Here is an 18,438-nt window from a genome sequence, read left to right on the forward strand (position 1 = left end):
ACCACCACCTCCGCCGCCACCACCGCCGGCATCGCGCATCGACGAGATGTAGCGGGGATCGGTCTGCTTCATGTAGGTGGGCGAGGTGTCGTGAGTGACGCTGACGCGGCTTCTGCCGCTCGGCGTTGGCTGCTCGATCAGGATGCCGCAGCCCTCGAAGAAAGCGGAATCGCAGCCATAGGTCCGGAATTGAGCCGCGTTGGCACTGGTTGCGCTGAACGCGGCCGTCGCAGCCAATGCAAGCAAAGCAAGTTTCGACAATGTGAGTTTCATGGAAATTCTCCAGCCTCGATTCGGCGAGACCAGAACGGTCCGCACAGTTCTTGGACGAGAGCTGATCGAACCCGGTTCGAGGGAATAGCTTCACGCCGGCGTGAGCTGCGCCGGCGGGGCAGGGACGTTACGTCGCAGCGAGGTCGCGCAGCATGTAGGTTGCGCTGTCGCCGTAGGACGCGAGCTTTGCCCGCAGCTCCGCATCCGCCGTGACCGGCCGAAAGCCGAGACGCTGCCACAGCGGCCGCGTGGCGTAGACCGACACCAATGCGAGCATCGCGATTCCTGACGCGCGCGCGAGCTGTTCGACCACGACGACATAGTCGCGCGCAACGCCGCCGCGAAAGTCGGGCAGCACCGCGACGTCGTGCAAATAGAGGCAATCCGCATGGCCGGGCAGTTGCTCGAGGAAGCCGTCGAGCGGCGGAATCCGGTGCTGCATCCAGGGATGCGCGAGACCGTAGCCGACGATCCCGTCGTCCGCGACAAGCACGCGGCAGCCGTCAGGATAGAGCCGCATCTTTTCCGCGAAGACCTCAGGCCGCTCAGGCAGATCAGGATGGATCCGCGCTGCGATCACGCTGATCGCCGGCAGATCGGAGGCGCGGGCGGGACGCCAATGCGGCTTGCTCATGTCGATCCGTCGTTCCGTCTCAATCATCCCAGTTTATTCCGATGCGACGATGCGCGCAGCGAAAAATATCTTTGCCGCGATCTCAGGAATACGACGGCTCGCGCGGCGTCCTACCCATGCAAGCCCATTGCATGACAGGAGAGACCATGACGACATCCTCGATCCGCCTCGCGCTCACGCTCGCAATATCGCTCGCGATGGTTCCCGCTGCTTTCGCGGCACCGCCGACCAAGACCGGCAAGACCGACAAGGGCAATGTGCTCACCGACGCGAAGGGCATGTCGCTCTATACTTTCGACAAGGACGCGGATGGCAAGTCGGCCTGTAATGGTGCCTGCGCGACCAACTGGCCGGTGCTGAAGGCCGAAGCGAGCGATGCCGCCGCCGACGGCTACACCGTCATCACGCGCGACGACGGCTCGAAGCAATGGGCCTACAAGGGCAAGCCGCTCTACACCTTCGCCAAGGACACCAAGCCCGGCGACGTCACCGGCGACGGCTTTCTGAACGGCGCCTGGCATTTGGCGATGCCGTGAGCGGGGTGCACTCCTAGCGCAGCCCCTCATACACCATCAGCCCGCGTGCGATCTGCAGTTTGCGGATCGCGCGCGGCAGCAGTTTTTCCGGCTGGTGCAGATAGCGCCAGGAGGTGAGGGTGAACGGGCCGAGCGCGCCGCATTCGTCGTCGAACGGCGCGAGCACGCCTGTCACGCTCACAGGTGTATGCGGGCGGGCATTGAACGGCAGCAGCAGCAGCTCGAGATGCGCCTTGCTCCCGTCGTCGCGCGCGGCGGTGATGCCGGCGATTGCGCCGAGGCTCTCGTCGGCGACGATGGTCGTGATCTCCTCGATCTCGCGGCGGCTGCCTTCGTCGAACAGCGCCGCGAAGCTCGAGTCCTTGAGGTCGCACCCTGCGAGCGCGCAGACGCGCGTGCCGGCGACGCGGAACGGGAAGCCGAGATGGGGCTCGCAGGACAGCACGAAGATATCACCGAGCAGGCCGCGCACGGCGGCCGGATCGATATCGGCCCGGTCTGGCGCCCGCGCAGTACCGCGCTTCTCGTTCCAATATTCGAAGAACTCGCGGCTCGACGGATGTTTCATGGCTGAACGCTTATCCCGGGGCGCAAGCTTGCGGGACAAACCTGTCCCGCTTCAGTGCAGCCACGATCCCTGTGTTGTTGTGCAGGAGGGACTTTGCAGCGTCCATGCCGCCGCGGCGTTTTCGGCGCCCTTGGCGCTGCCTTTGCGTCGTTAACGTTAAATTAACTATGCGCTTTCCGTGCGCCGCCCCGCTGCTATGGTGGCCGCGGTCGCAAGCTTCGCCGCTTTTCTCCAGGTTCTCGGCGAGGCCTGTGCACAGGCGTCAAACAGTTTGGTCACCGGCCGCGGGGAGGGGTGGGGATATTCCCGTCTCTCTGGGTACCGGAAGTCCGACACGGATAGGCAGGGCTTTCCCAGGGCCCTGCCTTTTCCTTTTGTGCACTTGCGCAGGGCGGGCAAAGGCGACTATCTCCAAGGCCTGTCGTCAAGACTGTCGCTCCGATCGCGCCTGAAAGCGAAGCCGCCTTGGATTCCCCGCCAAATTCTCCGCCGCAAGATCCTCCGTTGCAAGATGCTTCGTTGGAGGTGCCGGCCGTTGTCGGGGAGCCTCCGCGCGAGCCGATCCTGACGCTGCCGTTCGCGCTGACCGCCTATATCCTCCTGCTCGCGGTGATCCATCTGCGGGTGCTGCTGCCGCCGGAGCTGGAGAACTGGACCATCGACGTCTTCGGCTTCATCCCGAAGCGCTACGATTCCTCGCTGCTCAATCTGGAAATTCCCGGCGGGGCCGGCGCGAAGGTCTGGACCTTCGTCACCTATTCGCTGTTGCACGCCAATCTCACCCATATCGGCTTCAACGTGTTGTGGCTGTTGCCGTTCGGCAGCGCGCTGGCGCGGCGCTTTGGCGCCATCAGGTTCTTCCTGTTCCTCGCGGTGACGGCGGCGGCCGGCGCGCTTGCCCATCTCGTCACCCATGAGCACGCGGTGGCGCCGATGATCGGCGCCTCGGCCTCGGTGTCCGGCGCGATGGCGGCGGCCATCCGCTTCGCCTTCGTTCGCGGCAGCTTCCTGTCGTTCAGCCGATCGGATGCCGATACCGCCGCAAGAGTTCCGGCGCTGCCGCTGGCGCGCGCGCTGCGCGACGGGCGAGTGCTCGGTTTCCTCGCGGTGTGGTTCGGCGTGAACATCGTCTTCGGCGTCGGCGCGATCGGCGTCGATAGCGAGACCACGAGCGTCGCATGGCAGGCGCATATCGGCGGCTTCCTTGCCGGCCTGTTGCTGTTCACGCTGTTCGATCCCGTGCCGCGCGTGCGAAGCGATGCTGCGGATGCGTCATCACAGGACATTTCAGACCGCATTTGAAGCGGCGCTTGCGGCGCCGCCCGAATTCATCCATCATTCCCGAGAAGAATGTTCCGAAGCGACAGGCCACTAGCGGCTTTGCTTCGCAAAGCGCCCGAGCGTGAAACCGGCGCTGAAACTGTTAGTTGAAGACTCGAAGAACAAGTCCGGACCGCGAACAGCGGACGGTTGCGATTCAGGGAGGCGACAATGACGGTACGTTCGATTCTCAATACCAAGGGCCACCAGATCATGAGCGTCGAGCCGGACGCGAAGCTGGCGGTCGCGGTCAAACTGCTCGGCGAGAAGAAGATCGGCGCTGTGCTGGTGATGAACCAGAGCCGGCTGGAAGGCATCCTCTCGGAGCGCGACATCGTGCGGGTGATCGGCGAGCGCGGCGCCGGCGCGCTGGAGGAGCCGGTCTCTCAGGTCATGACCCGCAAAGTGGTCACCTGCAAAGAGACCGACACGGTCGCGGAGCTCATGGAGATGATGACCACCGGCAAGTTCCGCCATCTGCCCGTGGTCGACAACGGCAAGGTGGTCGGCCTGATCTCGATCGGCGACATCGTCAAGCGTCGGGTGCAGGAATACGAGTCCGAGCAGGAAGCTCTGCGCGACTACATCAAGACCGCCTGATCAGTAAGACCGCCTGATCAGGCCTGCTGGTCGGCTTTGGGCGCGGCGCCCTCGGGCGCCGGCGCAAGTTCCTGGATTGCCTCCTGGATGGACTCCAGCGCGCGCTCGGCAGCGCGGGTGCCCAGGGCGATGAGGTCCTCGGAGCGGTGGAAATCGAACCAGCCGAATTGACCGATCCGCGGTGTGATCAGCATATCGGGCGGATCGCCGGCGAGGCGGGCACGGGTGATGCGGTCCTGCATGATGTTGAAGGCGTCGACCATCACCGAAGAGAGGCCGGGCCGGGCGCTGCCGCCGCCGAAGAACTCGCGCTTCACCGTCTTCTCAGGCGAGAAGAATCTCGGGAAGCGCCGCTTTGACGCCGGCTCTTCGGTCGGGGGGATCACCGGTTCAGGTATCGCGCCGTGCGAATACACCGTCGTCGAATAGGTGAAGATGTCGCTGGAAAGATTTGCGGCGATGACGATTTCCGCGCCGAGCGCACGGGCGGCCGAGACCGGCACCGGGTTCACCAATGCGCCGTCGACCAGCCAGCGATCGCCGATCAGGACCGGAGAGAAGATGCCCGGCAGCGCATAGGAGGCGCGCATCGCGTCGACCACGCGCCCGCGCGTCAGCCAGATCTCGTGGCCGGTACGGACCTCGGTCGCGACGGCGGCGAACTTGATCGGGAGATCCTCGATCTGGCTCTGGCCGCAGGCAGCCTCGAGCCGGGTCGCCAACTTCTCGCCGCCGATCAGGCCGGAGCCGTTGAGGCGGATGTCGAGATAGCCGAGGATGTTGCGCATCCCTTGCAGGCTGCGGCCCCATTCTTCCAGCGTATCGAGCCGGCCGGCCGCATAGAGGCCGCCGACCACCGCGCCGATCGAGGTGCCGACCACGACGTCGGGCACGATTCCGTTGGCGAGCAGGGTCCGGATAATGCCGATATGAGCGAAGCCGCGCGCCGCGCCGCCGCCAAGCGCAAGGCCGATGACCGGCCGGCGGATGCTGCCCAGGCCGACTTTCTCGGCGACCCTATCGCTGTTCGAACCCCGACCCTTCAATATGTCCAGCACCGAAACTCTCCTACGCCGGGACCCGCCATCAGACTAGGCACCGTACTCGCGCTCCGCCAGAACCGGGCCGAAGCATGGTTTATGCCGGTTTGGGAAGCGCACGGGGCAAGAGTATGGCGAGGCGCAGCTGCCTCTCGGGTAATCACGCAGGCGTCAACCAGGTTCCAAAACCGTGTCGGGCCGTATTTCTCGGGGAGTCAGAGGCTTGAATTTGCCGCGTTTTCGGTGAAAAGCAGGTGGCATGACTCTCGGGGGTGACGGCATCATCGGATGGCGGCGCAGCGCATCGCTGCTGCCGGCGCTGGTCCTTGCTGCCTGCCTCTATACTCTTGGCCAAAATGCTGCGCAGGCGCAGCTTTTCTCCGATCGTCCGCCGCCGGTGCCGCCCGCGTCGGTGCCAGATCCCGGCGGTGCCGTCAGCCTGGCGCCGCCCTCCGGCCCGGGTGCCGGACCGCCGAGCCTGCCGCCGACCCTGTTGCAGCCGACCACGCCCAGCATGCCGCCGCCCGCGGTCACGACCGTGCCGTCCGCTCCGCCGCTCAACGCGGCCGTGCCCGGACAGGGCGTGCTGTCGCTGACGGCGAAATACGGCAAGGACACCCCGCCGATCACCAGCGGTCTGGTCTGGCGCGTGTTTGCCGATCGTCCCGACGAGAACGGCACCTTCAAGCTGATCCGCGAAGACCGCAATGCCACGCCGAACATCGTGCTGCCGCCCGGCAATTACGTCGTGCACGTCGCCTTTGGTCTGGTCAGCGCGGTGCGCACCGTCGCCCTGAAGGCCGAAACCGACCGGGAATCCTTCGTGCTGCCCGCCGGCGGCTTGCGCATCGAGGGCCGCGTCGGCACCAGTCGCATTCCGCAGAACCAGATCTCGTTCGCGATCTACAAGGGCAGCCAGTTCGAATCCGGCGAGCGCGCCTCCCTGGTGCCGAACGTCGCCGCCGGTGACGTCGTGCTGCTGCCGGAGGGTACCTATTACATCATCTCGAATTACGGTGATGCCAATTCGGTGGTGCGCTCGGACATCCGCGTCCAGGCCAGCAAGCTCACCGACGTCACCATCACCCACCGCGCCGCCGTCATCACGCTCAAGCTTGTCAGCGACAGGGGCGGCGAGGCGCTCGCCAACACCGCCTGGTCGGTGCTGACCCCGGGCGGCGACGTCATCAAGGAATCGATCGGCGCCTTTCCGCGCGTCGTGCTCTCCGAAGGCGAATACCGCGCCATCGCCAAGAACGAGGGCAAGGTTTACGAGCGCGGCTTCAACGTCGTCAACGGCGTCGACGGCGAAGTAGAAGTCGTCGCGCGGTAGTGCGTGAGCGGTGATCCCGCATGCGGCCCGACGCAGGTCTTCGTGTCTGGTGAATACTTCTCATTCAGCGCACGGATCTCCCATATCGTATTACCGCCAGTCCCGCGTGCGAAAGCAGATGCTCTCCGCTGCCCGGTTTGGCGTTGCGATTTGGTTGGTGTTTCGATTTGAACAGCTCTGGCAGCGCTACCAAGAAGGACCGACCAACACCGGCACTGCCGGCTTATTCCAGCGACGCCGCGACTTCCTCACAGCCGGTGCAAGATACCTATTTCCGATAATCAATTTTAGTCGCTTTCCATCCTGCTGCGCTATATGTCGGGCATCACTCCAACGGAGGAGGCCGGAGCAGGCTCGTGCGTCTGCGAGACCGGCAAGGAGCAGGGGCCAAGCTCGTCGACATGTTCGAAGTGATCCTCACCAGGCGTAAGCGGTTCGGCTGGCGGTGGCAGGTGTGCGACCAATCCGGCAAGAAATTTGCCGATGGCTTCGAGCGCACCCGGCCGTCCGCCAAATATCATGGCGAGCGCGCATTGTTCTTTCTGTTGTCGCAGGCCCATCTGCGCAGCCGCTTGGCGACGTCCAGCGAGGACTAGTCGCGTCCGAAGGTCCGTAGCCCGGATGGAGCGCAGCGCAATCCGGGACCGCTGCGTCCGCCTTCGACAACCCCGGATTACGCTGCGCTCCATCCGGGCTACAAGGCCGTGTGTTGCCCGTCGGGCAAAACACCGAAACTGTCCGTCAACGCGCGCCACCAAAAATATTCCGCTTTACCGAAATTCGGAAATAGCATATCCACGCCTCACTCCGGCCCAAGGAAGAGGGGCGTATCGCGATCGTCACGAACGCGGGCCGGACGGCGGTGGACGTTGGTCACATCGGCGCGAAGGACTTCGCAGGGCGGGCAACCGTGAGTGAAGGCGTCGCGCACACGACCGGTGTGATCGGCGTACGGCAAAATCGTGTGGTCCTGGCGCCCGGGGTCTGTGCGCCAAGTGTTGCGGTGATGTGGGTTGCCCAACCGGGCACGCGCGTCAGCCATCCGCAAGGCGACGGGGGCAATAGTGCATCGCTCCCCGGGGAGATCACGACATAAGCCGTAAAGCCACTGCGCAGGGAAGGCCGTGTGTTGGGCTTCACCTGTATGCCGCTGTGCATTGTTCTTACGACAATCTCGCACAGTGGACCGCGGGTGCCAGCCGGCACCCGGTCTTCCCTGCGCCCTCCTTCAATTGAGGGTGAGGCGACGAAGCAAAGCTCGGGCGAACAAGCCGCGAGATGGCGAAGGTGTGTCTGCGAGTGAGATGCGAATTTAAAGAGCGACGCTGCCACCCGCAGATTCCGTCATTGCGAGCGCAGCGAAGCAATCCAGTCTGCCGCCGCGGAAAGATTCTGGATTGCTTCGCTGCGCTCGCAACGACACTGCTGATGCAGCGGTGCGCCAAAGCTTCGGTCTCACGCGCCGCCTCCGCAACGCCTTCGCACAACCGTCATAGTCTCTAACGCCCACTAACCAACGCCCGACTTTAAACTGTCATAATCGCCGAACGGAACCCGCGCTCGTGCGCTCTTTACACACCGTTAAGCGCGGCTGCATTGGATGCGGCGGGAAAGTGCGTTGGGGACTGCCATGAGTGCCGTGAAGAAAGTGTCGGGAAAACCGGCCGCCGAAATGTTCGACGACATCCCGGTGCTTCAGCGCAAATGGCGTGCCGCGTTGAAGCCGGGCGAACGGCTGCCGCGCTACGAGGACGTGATGCTCGGCAGCCTGGGGCGGCTCGCCGACCACATCGCGCTGCTCAAGGGCGACGGCGCGCTCGAACTGTCGCGCAGCGGACGCTACGTGCAGAAATGGCTCGGCGAAGAGCGCTGGGACATCCCGGTCGCCGCGCTCTCGCCCGATTGCGCTACCGCGCTGTCGGAAGCCGCGGCGAGCGCGCTCGCCAACGGGCGGCCACACCTGGCCAGCGCCCATTGCGTGCGCGACGGCATGGTCAGGACATTTGATGTGCTGGCGCTGCCGACCGCATCGCGCTGGGGCGCGACGCTGGTCGGCGCCTACATCAACGAACGCGGCGCGCAATACAATCTCCTGGACGCGATCTTCGCGTCGACCGACGACGCGGTGGTCTCGCTGGCGACGCTGCGCGATGCGGGGGGCAAGCCGTTCGATCTCCAGATCGTGCACCACAACAAGAGTGCGGCGCTGCTGCTGAAGGCCGAAGGCGCGAGCCTGCTGTGGCGCCGGATCGGCGAGGGCGACACGCTGCTGGCCTCGGTTGAAGTCATGGAATTCTTGCTCAAAGCCGTCTCCGGCGGTCGCGGCGAGCAGCTCGAGATCGAGAACGACGGACGCCATCTCCGGCTGAGCGCCACCGCGTTTGCCGACGTGGTCTCGCTGACGATCTCGGATGTCACTGTGTTGAAGCGGCGCGACGCCTCTTTCCGCCTGCTGTTCGACAACAACCCGATGCCGATGTGGGTGTTCGACGCCGCGAGCAAGCAGTTTCTCAGCGTCAACGATGCCGCGGTCCAGCATTACGGCTACAGCCGCGCCGCCTTCCTGCGCATGAAGTTGCACGAGATCTGGCCGCAGGACGAATGGGGCAGCCACGCCGAGGCGCTCGAACGCATCGGCGACGCCTATCACTCCTCGCGCAACTGGCGGCATCTGCGCGCCGACGGCAGCGAGATCGAGGTGTTGACCTTCGGCCGCCGCGTCGCCTTCGACGATCGCGACGGCTATCTGGTCGCGGTGGTCGACATCACCGAACGGCGCAAGGCCGAGGCGCGGATCGCCCACATGGCGCACCATGACGGGCTCACCGATCTGCCGAACCGCGAATACTTCCAGGAGCGCTTGAAGCAGGCGCTCGACCAGGCCAGCGGAAAGCGGGTCGGGGTGCTCTACCTCGATCTCGACCTGTTTAAGAACGTCAACGATTCCTTCGGCCATCCGGTGGGCGACCGCCTGTTGAAGGAGGTTGCCGCCCGTCTGAGCACCGCGGTCCGCGGCGCCAATCTCGCGGCCCGGCTCGGCGGTGACGAGTTCGCGGTGATCCTGGGGGCCGACGTCAGGCCCAACGAGGCCAGCGCCTGCGCGAGCTTGCTGATCGACCTGCTGAAGGCGCCCTACGAGATCGACGGTCAGGAGATGGTGATCGGCGCCAGCATCGGCATCGCGCTGTCGCCGGGTGATGGCGTGACGTCGGAAGAGTTGATGCGCAACGCCGACATGGCGCTGTACCGGGCGAAGTCGGACGGCGGCGGCGTGCATCATTTCTTCGAGCGCGAGATGGATTTGCAGGCGCAGAAGCGCCGTGACATGGAGCTCGATCTGCGCCGCGCGTTTGCCAATGGCGAGTTCGAGCTGCACTACCAGCCGCTGGTCTCGATCGCCTCCGACCGCATCTCCGGCTTCGAGTCGCTGCTGCGCTGGCATCACCCCGACAAGGGCATGATCTCGCCGGCGGAGTTCATTCCGGTCGCCGAGGACATCGGCCTGATCACCCAGCTCGGTGAGTGGGTGCTGCGCGTGGCTTGCTCCGAGGCGGTGAAATGGCCCGTCGACGTCAAGGTCGCGGTTAATCTGTCGCCGGCGCAGTTCCGAAGCCGCAATCTGGTTCAGGTCGTGATCTCGGCACTGGCGCAGTCCGGCCTGTCGCCGAAGCGGCTCGAGCTCGAGATCACCGAGTCGATCTTCCTGGCCGAGACCGACGCCAATCTCGCCATCCTGCATCAGTTGCGCGAGCTCGGCGTCAGCATCTCCATGGATGATTTCGGCACCGGTTATTCCAGCCTCAGCTATCTCCGCAGCTTCCCCTTCGACAAGATCAAGATCGACCGCTCCTTCGTCAAGGATTTGGCAGGGCGGCCCGATTGCGTCGCGATCGTTCGCGCGATCTCGGGGCTTGGCCGCAGCCTCAACATCACCACGACCGCGGAAGGCGTCGAGACCGAGGATCAGCTCGCGTGGTTGCGCGCCGAAGGCTGCAACGAAGTGCAGGGCTTCTTGTTCAGCGCGGCGCGGCCCGCCGCCGAGATCGCAAAGCTGCTCGCCGATTTCGGCCAGCGTGCTTCACGGGCGGCGTAACTCGGGCGGATAACAATCATAGACCAGCGCTTTGAAGGCGGGCGTGATGCGGCTGCGCTCGTTCTGAGTCTGCTGCATCAGCAGGTAGACCATGTCGAGCTTGGGATCGACGCCGAAATAGGTGCCGCTGCCACTGTCCCATTTCAACTCGCCGAGCGAGCCGGGCGGAGGCGGTCTGGCGTTGCCGGGATCGGTCCGCACCGCGAGGCCATAGCCATAGCCGAAGCCGTCGCCCGGAAAATAGAAGTAATCGCGTCCGACGCCCGAGCCCGGCCCGACGTGATCGGTCGTCATGGCCTTGAACGCGGCGGGGCTCAGATAGCGCTTGCCGTCGAACTCGCCGCCATTGAGCAGCATCTGCGAGAAACGCTGATAGTCGGTGATGGTCGAGAGCAGTCCTCCGCCGCCGGACTGCCATTCGGGATGGTCCAGGCGCTCGCGCTCGGCGGCGAGCAGGATGTTGTCGTTCGGCAGCGGCCGTGCCATCCGCGCGAGCTCGTCCTCGGTCGTCAGCGCGAATTTGGTGCTGCTCATGCCGAGCGGATCGAAGATGCGCTGCTTGAGGAATGCGTACAGCGTCTGGCCCGAGATGATCTCGATGACGCTGCCGAGCACGTCGGTGGAATGACCGTAGCGCCACAGCGTCCCCGGCTGCCGCGCCAGCGGCAGCTTCGCGATGCGTTGGGCGAATTCCCTGTTGTTGAACTGACCTTCGAAGATATTGGCGGCCTTGTAGGCCTGCTCGACCCATTTGCCACCGATATAGTCGTAGCTGATGCCGGAGGTGTGCCGCAGCAGATCCTCGATGTTGACGGGACGGATGGGGGCCACGAGATCCAGATGCAACGTGCCGTCGGGATTGGTGACCTCCAGTCCCACCTTGGTGTCGGCGAAGAGAGGAATGTATTTCGACACGGGATCGGCGAGCGCAAGCTTGCCCTCGTCGATCAGCATCATCGCGCCAAGGCACGTGATCGGCTTGGTCATCGAGTGGATGGCGAAGATCGTATCGGACGTCATCGCGAGGCCCGTCCTGGTGTCGCGCACGCCGAAAGTCTTCAGATAGACCGGCTTGCCGTGCTGCTGGACCAGCACCACTACGCCCGGCAGCCGGCCGCTCGTCACCTCGTTGTCGAAATACGCGGTGATACGGTCGAGCCCGTCGGACGACGGCGCGGGGATGTCGGCGGCGCGGCTTCGCGCCATCGTGCCGGCCAGCAGCGCGGCTCCGACCAGAAATTCACGACGCTTCATCCGGGCCTCCTCCCTTGCCGGGATCAAAGCCGCAAGACGTCGAAGGCGTCAACACGCCTTCGGTTAAAATCGCGTCACGATTTCAGAAAGGACCGGTCGCGGACGGTCTTCGCTCGGCCTGGTCGGCTTGCCGATATGGACGAAGCCGGCGAGTTTCTCGTCCGGCTTGAGGCCGAGGCCGTCCAGCACGTCGCGATCGAACGAGAACCAGCCGGTCAGCCAGCAGGCGCCGTAGCCGAGCGCGGTCGCGGCCGTGACGATGTTCATGACGCTGGCGCCGGCCGACAATTCCTGCTCGAAGGCCGGCACCTTCGGATGCGGCTTGGTGAAGCTGACGATGCCGATCACCAGCGGCGCATCCCTGAGGCGTTTGCGCTCGGTCTCGACATCGGCCGCCGCCGCGCCGGGATTCTTCCGGGCAAACACCTTCGCGATCACTTCGCCGGCGCGCTGGCGCGCATCGCCCTCGAAGACGATGAAGCGCCAGGGCGCGAGCTTGCCATGATCGGGCACGCGCGCGCCGATGGTGAGGATGGTCTCGAGCTCGGCGGGGGAGGGGCCGGGCCCGGACATCTCGCGCGGTTTGACCGAGCGGCGGGTCTTCAGGAGTTCGATGGCGTCGGGCACTGCGGTTTCCTCTTCGGCTGGTCGTCGGACGTGCAATCCCCACATAGGAATGCACGCCCGCAACCGAAAGCGAGTTTAGACCGATTTCAGATGTCAGACGGCGCCGCGCGCCCGCTTCACATCCGGCGGGGTCGCTTCGTCGACGAGGGCCGCGATCGCCTCCGCCGTCGTCGTGACATTCTGCCCGTCACTGCCGAGCCGGCGGATCGAGACCGACTGCGTCTCGGCCTCTTTCTTGCCGACCACGAGCAGTGCCGGAATCTTGGCCAACGAATGCTCGCGGACCTTGTAGTTGATCTTTTCGTTGCGCAGGTCGATCTCGGCTCTAAGTCCCGCACGCCGGACCTGCTCCAGCACCTGCTTGGCATACTCGTCGGCTTCCGACGTGATGGTGGTGACCACCACCTGCACCGGCGACAGCCAGAGCGGGAAGTTGCCGGCATAGTGCTCGATCAGGATGCCGATGAAGCGCTCCATCGAACCGCAGATCGCGCGGTGCACCATCACCGGCGGCTTCTTGCTGCTGTCGTGGTCGATGTAGAACGCACCGAACCGTTCCGGCAGGTTGAAGTCGACCTGCGTGGTGCCGCACTGCCAGTCGCGGCCGATGGCGTCGCGCAGCACATATTCGAACTTCGGCCCGTAGAAGGCGCCTTCGCCCGGATTGATCTCGGTCTTGATGTGATTGTTCTGCGACTGGATCTCGCGCAGCACCGTCGCCATCACGCGCTCGGCGTGATCCCACATCGCGTCGGTGCCGACGCGTTTCTCCGGCCGGGTCGACAGTTTCACGGTGAGATCGCCGGTGAAGCCGAAATCGGCATAGGTCGACAGGATCAGCTCGTTGATCTTCAGGCACTCGTCGGCGAGCTGATCCTCCATGCAGAAGATGTGCGCGTCGTCCTGGGTGAAGCCGCGCACGCGCATCAATCCATGCATCGCGCCGGATGGTTCGTACCGGTGCACCACGCCGAACTCGGCGAGCCGCAGCGGCAGGTCGCGGTAGCTCTTGAGGCCATGCTTGAAGATCTGCACGTGGCCTGGGCAGTTCATCGGCTTGAGCGCGAACCAGCGCTTGTCCTCGGCCTCCTCGCCGGCCGACTGCGCCGCGAACATGTTCTCGCGGTACCAGCCCCAATGGCCGGAGGTCTCCCACAGCGACTTGTCGAGGATCTGCGGGGCATTGACCTCGCTGTAGTCGCCGGCCAGGCGCCGCCGCATATAGGCGATCAGCTGCTGGAAGATGGTCCAGCCCTTGGCGTGCCAGAACACGACGCCCGGACCTTCCTCCTGGAAGTGGAAGAGGTCGAGCTCGCGCCCGAGCTTGCGATGGTCGCGCTTTTCCGCTTCCTCGATCTGCTTCAGATAAGCGTCGAGGTCCTCCTGCTTGGAGAATGCCGTGCCGTAGATGCGGGTCAGCATCGGGTTGTTGCTGTCGCCGCGCCAATAGGCGCCGGCCACCTTCATCAGCTTGAAGGCGTTGCCGACCTTGCCGGTCGAAGTCATGTGCGGGCCGCGGCAGAGATCGAACCAGTCGCCCTGGTAATAGATCTTGATCGGCTCGTTGCCGGGAATGGCGTCGACCAGCTCGACCTTGAACGCCTCGCCCTTGTCGCGGAACACCTGTTTGGTCTTTTCGCGATCCCAAACCTCCTTGGTGAAAGGTTTGTCGCGCGCGATGAGCTCGCGCATCTTTTTCTCGATCGCGGCAAAGTCTTCCGGCGTAAACGGCTCGTTGCGGAAGAAATCGTAATAGAAGCCGTTCTCGATCACGGGGCCGATGGTGACCTGGGTGCCCGGCCACAGCGTCTGCACGGCTTCGGCCAGCACGTGGGCGCAGTCATGGCGGATCAGCTCGAGCGCGCGCGGATCGTCGCGGTTGATCAGCTCGATCCTGGCATCGGCTTCGATGGGATCGTCGAGGTCGGAGACCACGCCGTCGAGCGCCATCGCGACCGTGCGCTTGGCCAGCGACGGCGAAATGCCCTTGGCGAGATCGAGACCGGTGATGCTCTTGGCGTATTCACGCCGGGCGCCGTCCGGGAAGGTGAGGGTGATTTTTTCCGGTGGGGTCACGGGTCTCAAATTGCTGAGGCTGTACTGAAAGCCGGATTCGGATTTGGGCTGTTCGGACTTGGACGGGTCCTTGGGCTGGTCGGTCATGGCATGTCTCCTGAGGCTCACTCCTGCGAACGAGCGCAGGTAAGCGGGAACGAGCGATATATCAGGCGATTCGGCCTGCGCAATCCGGCATTTCCAAGAAACCGGCGCGCAAAAGCGGGGGCGCTGCACGAACTATTCCGGGCAATGCCCTTTAACTGGTCGCAAGGCGGTTCTACATGCGCTTGCATGGAAAATGCACACGCCGGCCGTTTCGCGCCAACCGCCCTGATGCTCGGCAATCTCGTCACCGGCTGCTCGGTGTTGGCACCGGCGGGCATGCTGCCGGAATTGGCGACGGGGCTCGACGTCAGCATCCACGCGGCCGCGCTCCTGATCACCTTCGGGGCTGTCATCCTCTGCATCGGCTCGCCGCTGACGGCATGGCTCACCAGCCGGATCGAGCGCCGAACGCTGCTCACCACGACGCTGGCGGTGCTCGCCTTTGGCAATCTGGCCTCGGCCATTGCGCCCGATTATGCGAGCCTCCTCGTCATCCGCCTGGTGATGCTCGCGGTCGGCGCGCTCTATACGCCGCAGGCCGCCGGCACGGCGGCGCTGATCGTGCCGGTGGAGCGTCGCGGCAGCACGATTGCCTACATCTTTCTCGGCTGGTCGCTCGCTGCCGCCGTCGGCTTGCCGCTGATCACCTTCATCGCCAGCCGCTATGGATGGCGCGCGGCCTATGGCGGCATCGGCACGCTGGGCTGCGTCAGCTTGCTGCTGTTGCTGATGCGGCTGCCGGCGGGCTTGAAGGGGACGCCGGTGGACCTGAAGACCTGGAGCGCGGTCGGTCGCAACAGGACGATCCTGCTGCTGCTTGCGATCACGATGTTGCAGATGTCGGGGCAGTTCGTGGTGTTCACCTTCATGGGGCCGCTGCTCAACAAGCTGACCGGCGCGGGGCCGGATGCGATCGGCCTGGTGTTCGCTCTCTACGGCGTCTGCGGCTTCCTCGGCGTTGTCATCGCGACCCGCATCGTCGACACATCAGGGCCCTATCGCACCTCGCTGCTGTTTACCTGCCTGTTGCTTGCGGGGATCACGGGCTGGGCGCTCGGCGCCGGCACGCTCGCGTTGATGGCGGGTGCGGTCGCGATCTGGGGCCTCGGTTTTGCCTCGACCAATTCGATGCAGCAGGTCCGGCTAGTCTCGGCCGCACCGTCGCTGGCATCGGCGACCGTCGCACTCAACACCTCCGTCCTCTACATCGGCCAAGCGGTCGGCTCGGCCGTCGGCGGACTGCTGTTCGCCCGCGAACTCCTGCATACGCTCGGCTTCGTCGCGGTCGGTTTCGTCGTGCTGGCGCTGATCCTGGTGGTCCTGACCCGGCCCCCGCTGGCAACTGCCGCCCCGGCCTGAACGGAAGCGTGCCTGTGTGCGCAAGGTGCTTGGCAAACCGCGCGCCGGGAGGCTAGAAGGCCGGTCATGGGGACCAAAGAGGGTTGACTGAAATGAGGATGATTCTGGCGGTTGCCGCGGTGCTCTATTCAGCCTCCGCGTTTGCACAAGCCGACAAGCCACCACCAATGGTCGGGGACAAGCCGTTGGTTCAGGTCAAGCCCAAGGGCACCAAGGGGGGCACTACGGCGGGGACCAAGGAGGCCGCGGCCAAGCCGGCTGCGGCGCCCAAGGGCAAGCCACAGTCTATCGCGGCGCGGCTCCAGGCTTGCCTGGAACTCGATGACGGCACCAAAGACCGGCTCAATTGCTACGACGCCGTCATCGCGCCGACTCCGAAGCCGAAGCCCGCAAAGGCCAAAGGCTACGCCGATTGTCGTTTCTTCAAGGAAGAGGACGAGCGGCTGGCCTGCTTCAACGGCTTTGCCGAGAGCATTCCGAAGCTGCCAAAAACCTGAGGGCAAGACCTGAGGCCCATGGCCAAGGTCCAGCAGCCGGGCGGTTAGTCGCTGATCCGGCTCAGCACGGCCCTGAAGGCAACGCCCGGCAGTTGCAGTGCGGTGCCTTCGAATTCCGCCGTGTCGCCATCCTCCCGGCCGGCGAGCGTCAGCGTGATCCGGTCAAGACCGAACAACGCCTTGAAGCAAGGGTCGTCATTGTGGCGCTCGGTCGAGATCTTGACTCTGATGCTGTCGCCTTCGCCCGTGCAGGTGCCGATGAATGCGAAAGCGGAATTGCCGCCGCGCATCTTGCCCTCGGTCACATAGACGACGCCGCAACCGGTGCCGTGAACCGTGTGGAAGTCGACCTTGTAGAGTCCCTGACGCACTGCATGTCCCCGCAGAATCCAAAATACAACTTGGCCGGCAAAGTATGATTGTTGCCAGTGGAAGCAATCCGGTCGGCCCCGGGACCGTCGGCCATCAACATCACGTTTTGATCAAGGCTCGAAAGAATTGCGGGCCGTGCAGCCAAATGCCGACGGGCGCAATATCGCTACCGGCTCGATGCGGGTGGATTGGTGGAGGCCACGCGCGTGAGCGCGAGTGATGGCGTCGCTGACATCTTCACCAGGACGTCCTTGAGCGGGTCCCGCGTCCAGGCGCGGGTCACATAGTCACGATGGGTGATGCCGTCTCCGGTTTCGACGAACACCACGCTGCCCGGACGCAAGGGGCCGTCCATGTCTTCGGAGACGGTGATGCCCTTCTGCCGCAGCGTGCTCATCAGTTCGCGGTCGCGCCGCGCGGTGTAGCGGGTGTAGGAGCTGACGAAGAAGCCGGAGCGGTGGCTCTCGATCCATGAGGCGAACTTGTCCATCTCGCCATAGACCGCGTCGAGCAACACGACGCCGCGGACACGATCGCTGATGCCGCCGACCTCGAGGCTCCAGGCCGTCGGCAGGAAGCCGCCGCTGTAGCCGACGATCACGATCGGCATGTTGGCGAAGGCGCGGGCGCTGTTGGGATCGCCGGTGAGGCGGGCGAGATGGCTCGCCGACTCGTCGATGAAGCGTTTGAGGCCGCCGGCCTGCCAGAATTTTCCTGCGCTGGAATCGGCGGCATCGACCGCCATCTGCGGTGCGAGCAGGATGGCATTGGCGCCGGAATCCGTGATCTGTTGCGGCACCAGCTGGCGGTCGCGCACGTCGCGCTCCAGCGTCGCGCCATTGCCGTGGAAGAACACCACGATCACGCCTGGCTTCCGCACGTCGAAATGTTCGGGCACGTGCATCAAGACGCGGTTATCGTTGTAAGTCTCGTCCTGCCAGAACACGCGCCCGGAATAGCTGCGGTGGCCGCGGCGGTCGCCCTTGGAGATGTTGAGGAATGGCGCGTCGGAGGCAGGGTTGTTGCCGAAATAGGGGAAAGCTGACGACTTCATGCTGACGAGCGTCGTCAGGTCCTCGCGCGGCGGACGCTGGTAGGGGGCCTGCGGCGCGAGCGAAGCGACCTTGTAAGGCGCCTGCTCCGGCTGCTGCTGCTGCACGGCGCGCTTGGGTGAGAAGTCCGACATCTGCCGTTGCAGAAAACCCTCGCTCGCGGATGGAAAGCGCTCCTTGAACTGAGGGGCCGGGAAGCGATCCTCGAACGTGTCGTTGCTCGCGACCTGCTGGTTTGTCTTGGCAACGATCTGAACGTTGGCTTGGGCGTTGCCTTGGACGTTGGCCTGCGAGTTCGCCGCGAGAGCTGCCGGATTGGGCGCCTTGCCGCATTGAACCAGGGTCAGCGACAACGGCACCAAGGCTGAGATCAGAGCGATCCGAAGCGCACGACCGCGTGCGCCGGACGTGGTCCGGTCGGCGCGGATGTCAGCTCTCGGTTTCGGAACGGCCCCGACCATTCACCCATGACCCCAAGTCATGACCACAAGTCCATCGGCAATCATTAAGGCAATTGAGCCGATGGGCGTTTAGGCGACGTTAAGTGTCCGGAGAAACTTCCCCACATCCGGAACGATCAAAAGGACCACGCAATCGTGTCGTGATTGTGGGGGACGGGAGCGGGATGTCCCGGTGTTTACGAAGCTTTATTGCCCTGATCGTGGATTAATGGTGCTAGAGTACCGAAGTGACCCCGCCTCATTTAACCCTTGTTAA

General features: G+C 64.4%; 17 protein-coding genes. 8 read left to right on the forward strand and 9 right to left on the reverse strand.

Going from position 1 to position 18,438, the window contains the following annotated elements:
• The coding region (locus tag AC0L3C_RS31420; RefSeq protein ID WP_473409887.1) for a hypothetical protein at nt 1-273 on the reverse strand (273 nt) is incomplete at its 3' end.
• Nucleotides 274-400: 127 nt separating this feature from the next.
• Entirely contained in the window at nt 401-907 is a 507-nt protein-coding gene (locus tag AC0L3C_RS31425) for a GNAT family N-acetyltransferase (RefSeq protein ID WP_473259426.1), read from the reverse strand.
• A 146-nt stretch (nt 908-1,053) separates the two neighbouring features.
• Here AC0L3C_RS31425 and AC0L3C_RS31430 point away from each other — a divergent pair, with 146 nt between their 5' ends.
• Complete coding sequence (locus AC0L3C_RS31430; protein ID WP_473258765.1) at nt 1,054-1,443, forward strand: COG4315 family predicted lipoprotein; 390 nt, start codon at nt 1,054-1,056, stop codon at nt 1,441-1,443.
• A gap of 13 nt (nt 1,444-1,456) precedes the next feature.
• On the opposite strand, the gene AC0L3C_RS31435 is transcribed toward AC0L3C_RS31430, so the two are convergent.
• Nucleotides 1,457-2,011 (reverse strand): PAS domain-containing protein, encoded by a 555-nt coding sequence (locus AC0L3C_RS31435; RefSeq protein WP_473409888.1) that lies wholly within the window; start codon nt 2,009-2,011, stop codon nt 1,457-1,459.
• A 465-nt stretch (nt 2,012-2,476) separates the two neighbouring features.
• Here AC0L3C_RS31435 and AC0L3C_RS31440 point away from each other — a divergent pair, with 465 nt between their 5' ends.
• Both AC0L3C_RS31440 and AC0L3C_RS31445 read left to right on the forward strand, forming a co-directional pair.
• Entirely contained in the window at nt 2,477-3,313 is an 837-nt protein-coding gene (locus tag AC0L3C_RS31440; protein WP_473409889.1) for a rhomboid family intramembrane serine protease, read from the forward strand.
• A gap of 189 nt (nt 3,314-3,502) precedes the next feature.
• Nucleotides 3,503-3,931, forward strand: a complete 429-nt coding sequence (locus AC0L3C_RS31445; RefSeq protein WP_007611784.1) for a CBS domain-containing protein — start codon at nt 3,503-3,505, stop codon at nt 3,929-3,931.
• A 17-nt stretch (nt 3,932-3,948) separates the two neighbouring features.
• Here the strand turns inward: AC0L3C_RS31445 and AC0L3C_RS31450 are convergent, their stop codons facing one another.
• The gene (locus tag AC0L3C_RS31450) at nt 3,949-4,989 is read right to left on the reverse strand and encodes a patatin-like phospholipase family protein (RefSeq protein WP_473258758.1); all 1,041 of its coding nucleotides are present in this window, start codon (nt 4,987-4,989) and stop codon (nt 3,949-3,951) included.
• A 241-nt stretch (nt 4,990-5,230) separates the two neighbouring features.
• On the opposite strand from AC0L3C_RS31450, the gene AC0L3C_RS31455 reads away from it, so the two are divergent.
• The 3 genes from AC0L3C_RS31455 (at nt 5,231) to AC0L3C_RS31465 (ending at nt 10,397) form a co-directional block, all read left to right on the forward strand.
• A complete protein-coding gene (locus tag AC0L3C_RS31455) occupies nt 5,231-6,304 on the forward strand; it encodes a hypothetical protein (RefSeq protein WP_473258755.1) in 1,074 nt (357 codons plus the stop codon).
• Nucleotides 6,305-6,660: 356 nt separating this feature from the next.
• Nucleotides 6,661-6,900 carry a hypothetical protein gene (locus tag AC0L3C_RS31460; RefSeq protein ID WP_473258753.1) on the forward strand — a complete coding sequence of 80 codons (240 nt, stop codon included), beginning with the start codon at nt 6,661-6,663 and terminating at the stop codon, nt 6,898-6,900.
• Nucleotides 6,901-7,934: 1,034 nt separating this feature from the next.
• Nucleotides 7,935-10,397 carry a putative bifunctional diguanylate cyclase/phosphodiesterase gene (locus AC0L3C_RS31465; RefSeq protein WP_473409890.1) on the forward strand — a complete coding sequence of 821 codons (2,463 nt, stop codon included), beginning with the start codon at nt 7,935-7,937 and terminating at the stop codon, nt 10,395-10,397.
• Here the strand turns inward: AC0L3C_RS31465 and AC0L3C_RS31470 are convergent.
• The 3 genes from AC0L3C_RS31470 to thrS form a co-directional block, all read right to left on the reverse strand.
• The gene (locus tag AC0L3C_RS31470) at nt 10,383-11,651 is read right to left on the reverse strand and encodes a serine hydrolase domain-containing protein (protein WP_473258747.1); all 1,269 of its coding nucleotides are present in this window, start codon (nt 11,649-11,651) and stop codon (nt 10,383-10,385) included. The genes AC0L3C_RS31465 and AC0L3C_RS31470 overlap by 15 nt on opposite strands.
• 63 nt (nt 11,652-11,714) lie before the next feature.
• Nucleotides 11,715-12,278, reverse strand: a complete 564-nt coding sequence (locus AC0L3C_RS31475; protein ID WP_473258745.1) for a nitroreductase family protein — start codon at nt 12,276-12,278, stop codon at nt 11,715-11,717.
• Between the two features lie 93 nt (nt 12,279-12,371).
• Nucleotides 12,372-14,441 carry a threonine--tRNA ligase gene (gene thrS, locus AC0L3C_RS31480; RefSeq protein WP_473409891.1) on the reverse strand — a complete coding sequence of 690 codons (2,070 nt, stop codon included), beginning with the start codon at nt 14,439-14,441 and terminating at the stop codon, nt 12,372-12,374.
• Nucleotides 14,442-14,627: 186 nt separating this feature from the next.
• On the opposite strand from thrS, the gene AC0L3C_RS31485 reads away from it, so the two are divergent.
• Together AC0L3C_RS31485 and AC0L3C_RS31490 are read left to right on the forward strand one after the other, a co-directional pair.
• On the forward strand, nt 14,628-15,800 hold the full coding sequence (locus tag AC0L3C_RS31485) for an MFS transporter (RefSeq protein WP_473409892.1): 1,173 nt from the start codon (nt 14,628-14,630) through the stop codon (nt 15,798-15,800).
• A 92-nt stretch (nt 15,801-15,892) separates the two neighbouring features.
• Complete coding sequence (locus AC0L3C_RS31490) at nt 15,893-16,297, forward strand: hypothetical protein (protein ID WP_473258737.1); 405 nt, start codon at nt 15,893-15,895, stop codon at nt 16,295-16,297.
• Between the two features lie 44 nt (nt 16,298-16,341).
• Here AC0L3C_RS31490 and AC0L3C_RS31495 read toward each other — a convergent pair whose 3' ends face one another.
• Together AC0L3C_RS31495 and AC0L3C_RS31500 are read right to left on the reverse strand one after the other, a co-directional pair.
• Nucleotides 16,342-16,668, reverse strand: a complete 327-nt coding sequence (locus AC0L3C_RS31495) for a GrlR family regulatory protein (protein WP_007611762.1) — start codon at nt 16,666-16,668, stop codon at nt 16,342-16,344.
• A 167-nt stretch (nt 16,669-16,835) separates the two neighbouring features.
• Complete coding sequence (locus AC0L3C_RS31500) at nt 16,836-18,182, reverse strand: alpha/beta hydrolase (RefSeq protein ID WP_473258735.1); 1,347 nt, start codon at nt 18,180-18,182, stop codon at nt 16,836-16,838.
• Between the last annotated feature and the right edge of the window lie 256 nt (nt 18,183-18,438).

The sequence above is a fragment of the Bradyrhizobium sp. WSM4872 genome, assembly GCF_055811715.1.

Coding starts and splice junctions, on each gene's coding strand:
- AC0L3C_RS31485 (WP_473409892.1), top strand. CDS start 14,628: ATGGAAAATGCACACGCCGGCCGTTTCGCGCCAACCGCCCTGATGCTC.
- AC0L3C_RS31455 (WP_473258755.1), top strand. CDS start 5,231: ATGACTCTCGGGGGTGACGGCATCATCGGATGGCGGCGCAGCGCATCG.
- AC0L3C_RS31430 (WP_473258765.1), top strand. CDS start 1,054: ATGACGACATCCTCGATCCGCCTCGCGCTCACGCTCGCAATATCGCTC.
- AC0L3C_RS31470 (WP_473258747.1), bottom strand. CDS start 11,651: ATGAAGCGTCGTGAATTTCTGGTCGGAGCCGCGCTGCTGGCCGGCACG.
- AC0L3C_RS31425 (WP_473259426.1), bottom strand. CDS start 907: ATGAGCAAGCCGCATTGGCGTCCCGCCCGCGCCTCCGATCTGCCGGCG.
- thrS (WP_473409891.1), bottom strand. CDS start 14,441: ATGACCGACCAGCCCAAGGACCCGTCCAAGTCCGAACAGCCCAAATCC.
- AC0L3C_RS31490 (WP_473258737.1), top strand. CDS start 15,893: ATGAGGATGATTCTGGCGGTTGCCGCGGTGCTCTATTCAGCCTCCGCG.
- AC0L3C_RS31435 (WP_473409888.1), bottom strand. CDS start 2,011: ATGAAACATCCGTCGAGCCGCGAGTTCTTCGAATATTGGAACGAGAAG.
- AC0L3C_RS31445 (WP_007611784.1), top strand. CDS start 3,503: ATGACGGTACGTTCGATTCTCAATACCAAGGGCCACCAGATCATGAGC.
- AC0L3C_RS31465 (WP_473409890.1), top strand. CDS start 7,935: ATGAGTGCCGTGAAGAAAGTGTCGGGAAAACCGGCCGCCGAAATGTTC.
- AC0L3C_RS31500 (WP_473258735.1), bottom strand. CDS start 18,182: ATGGTCGGGGCCGTTCCGAAACCGAGAGCTGACATCCGCGCCGACCGG.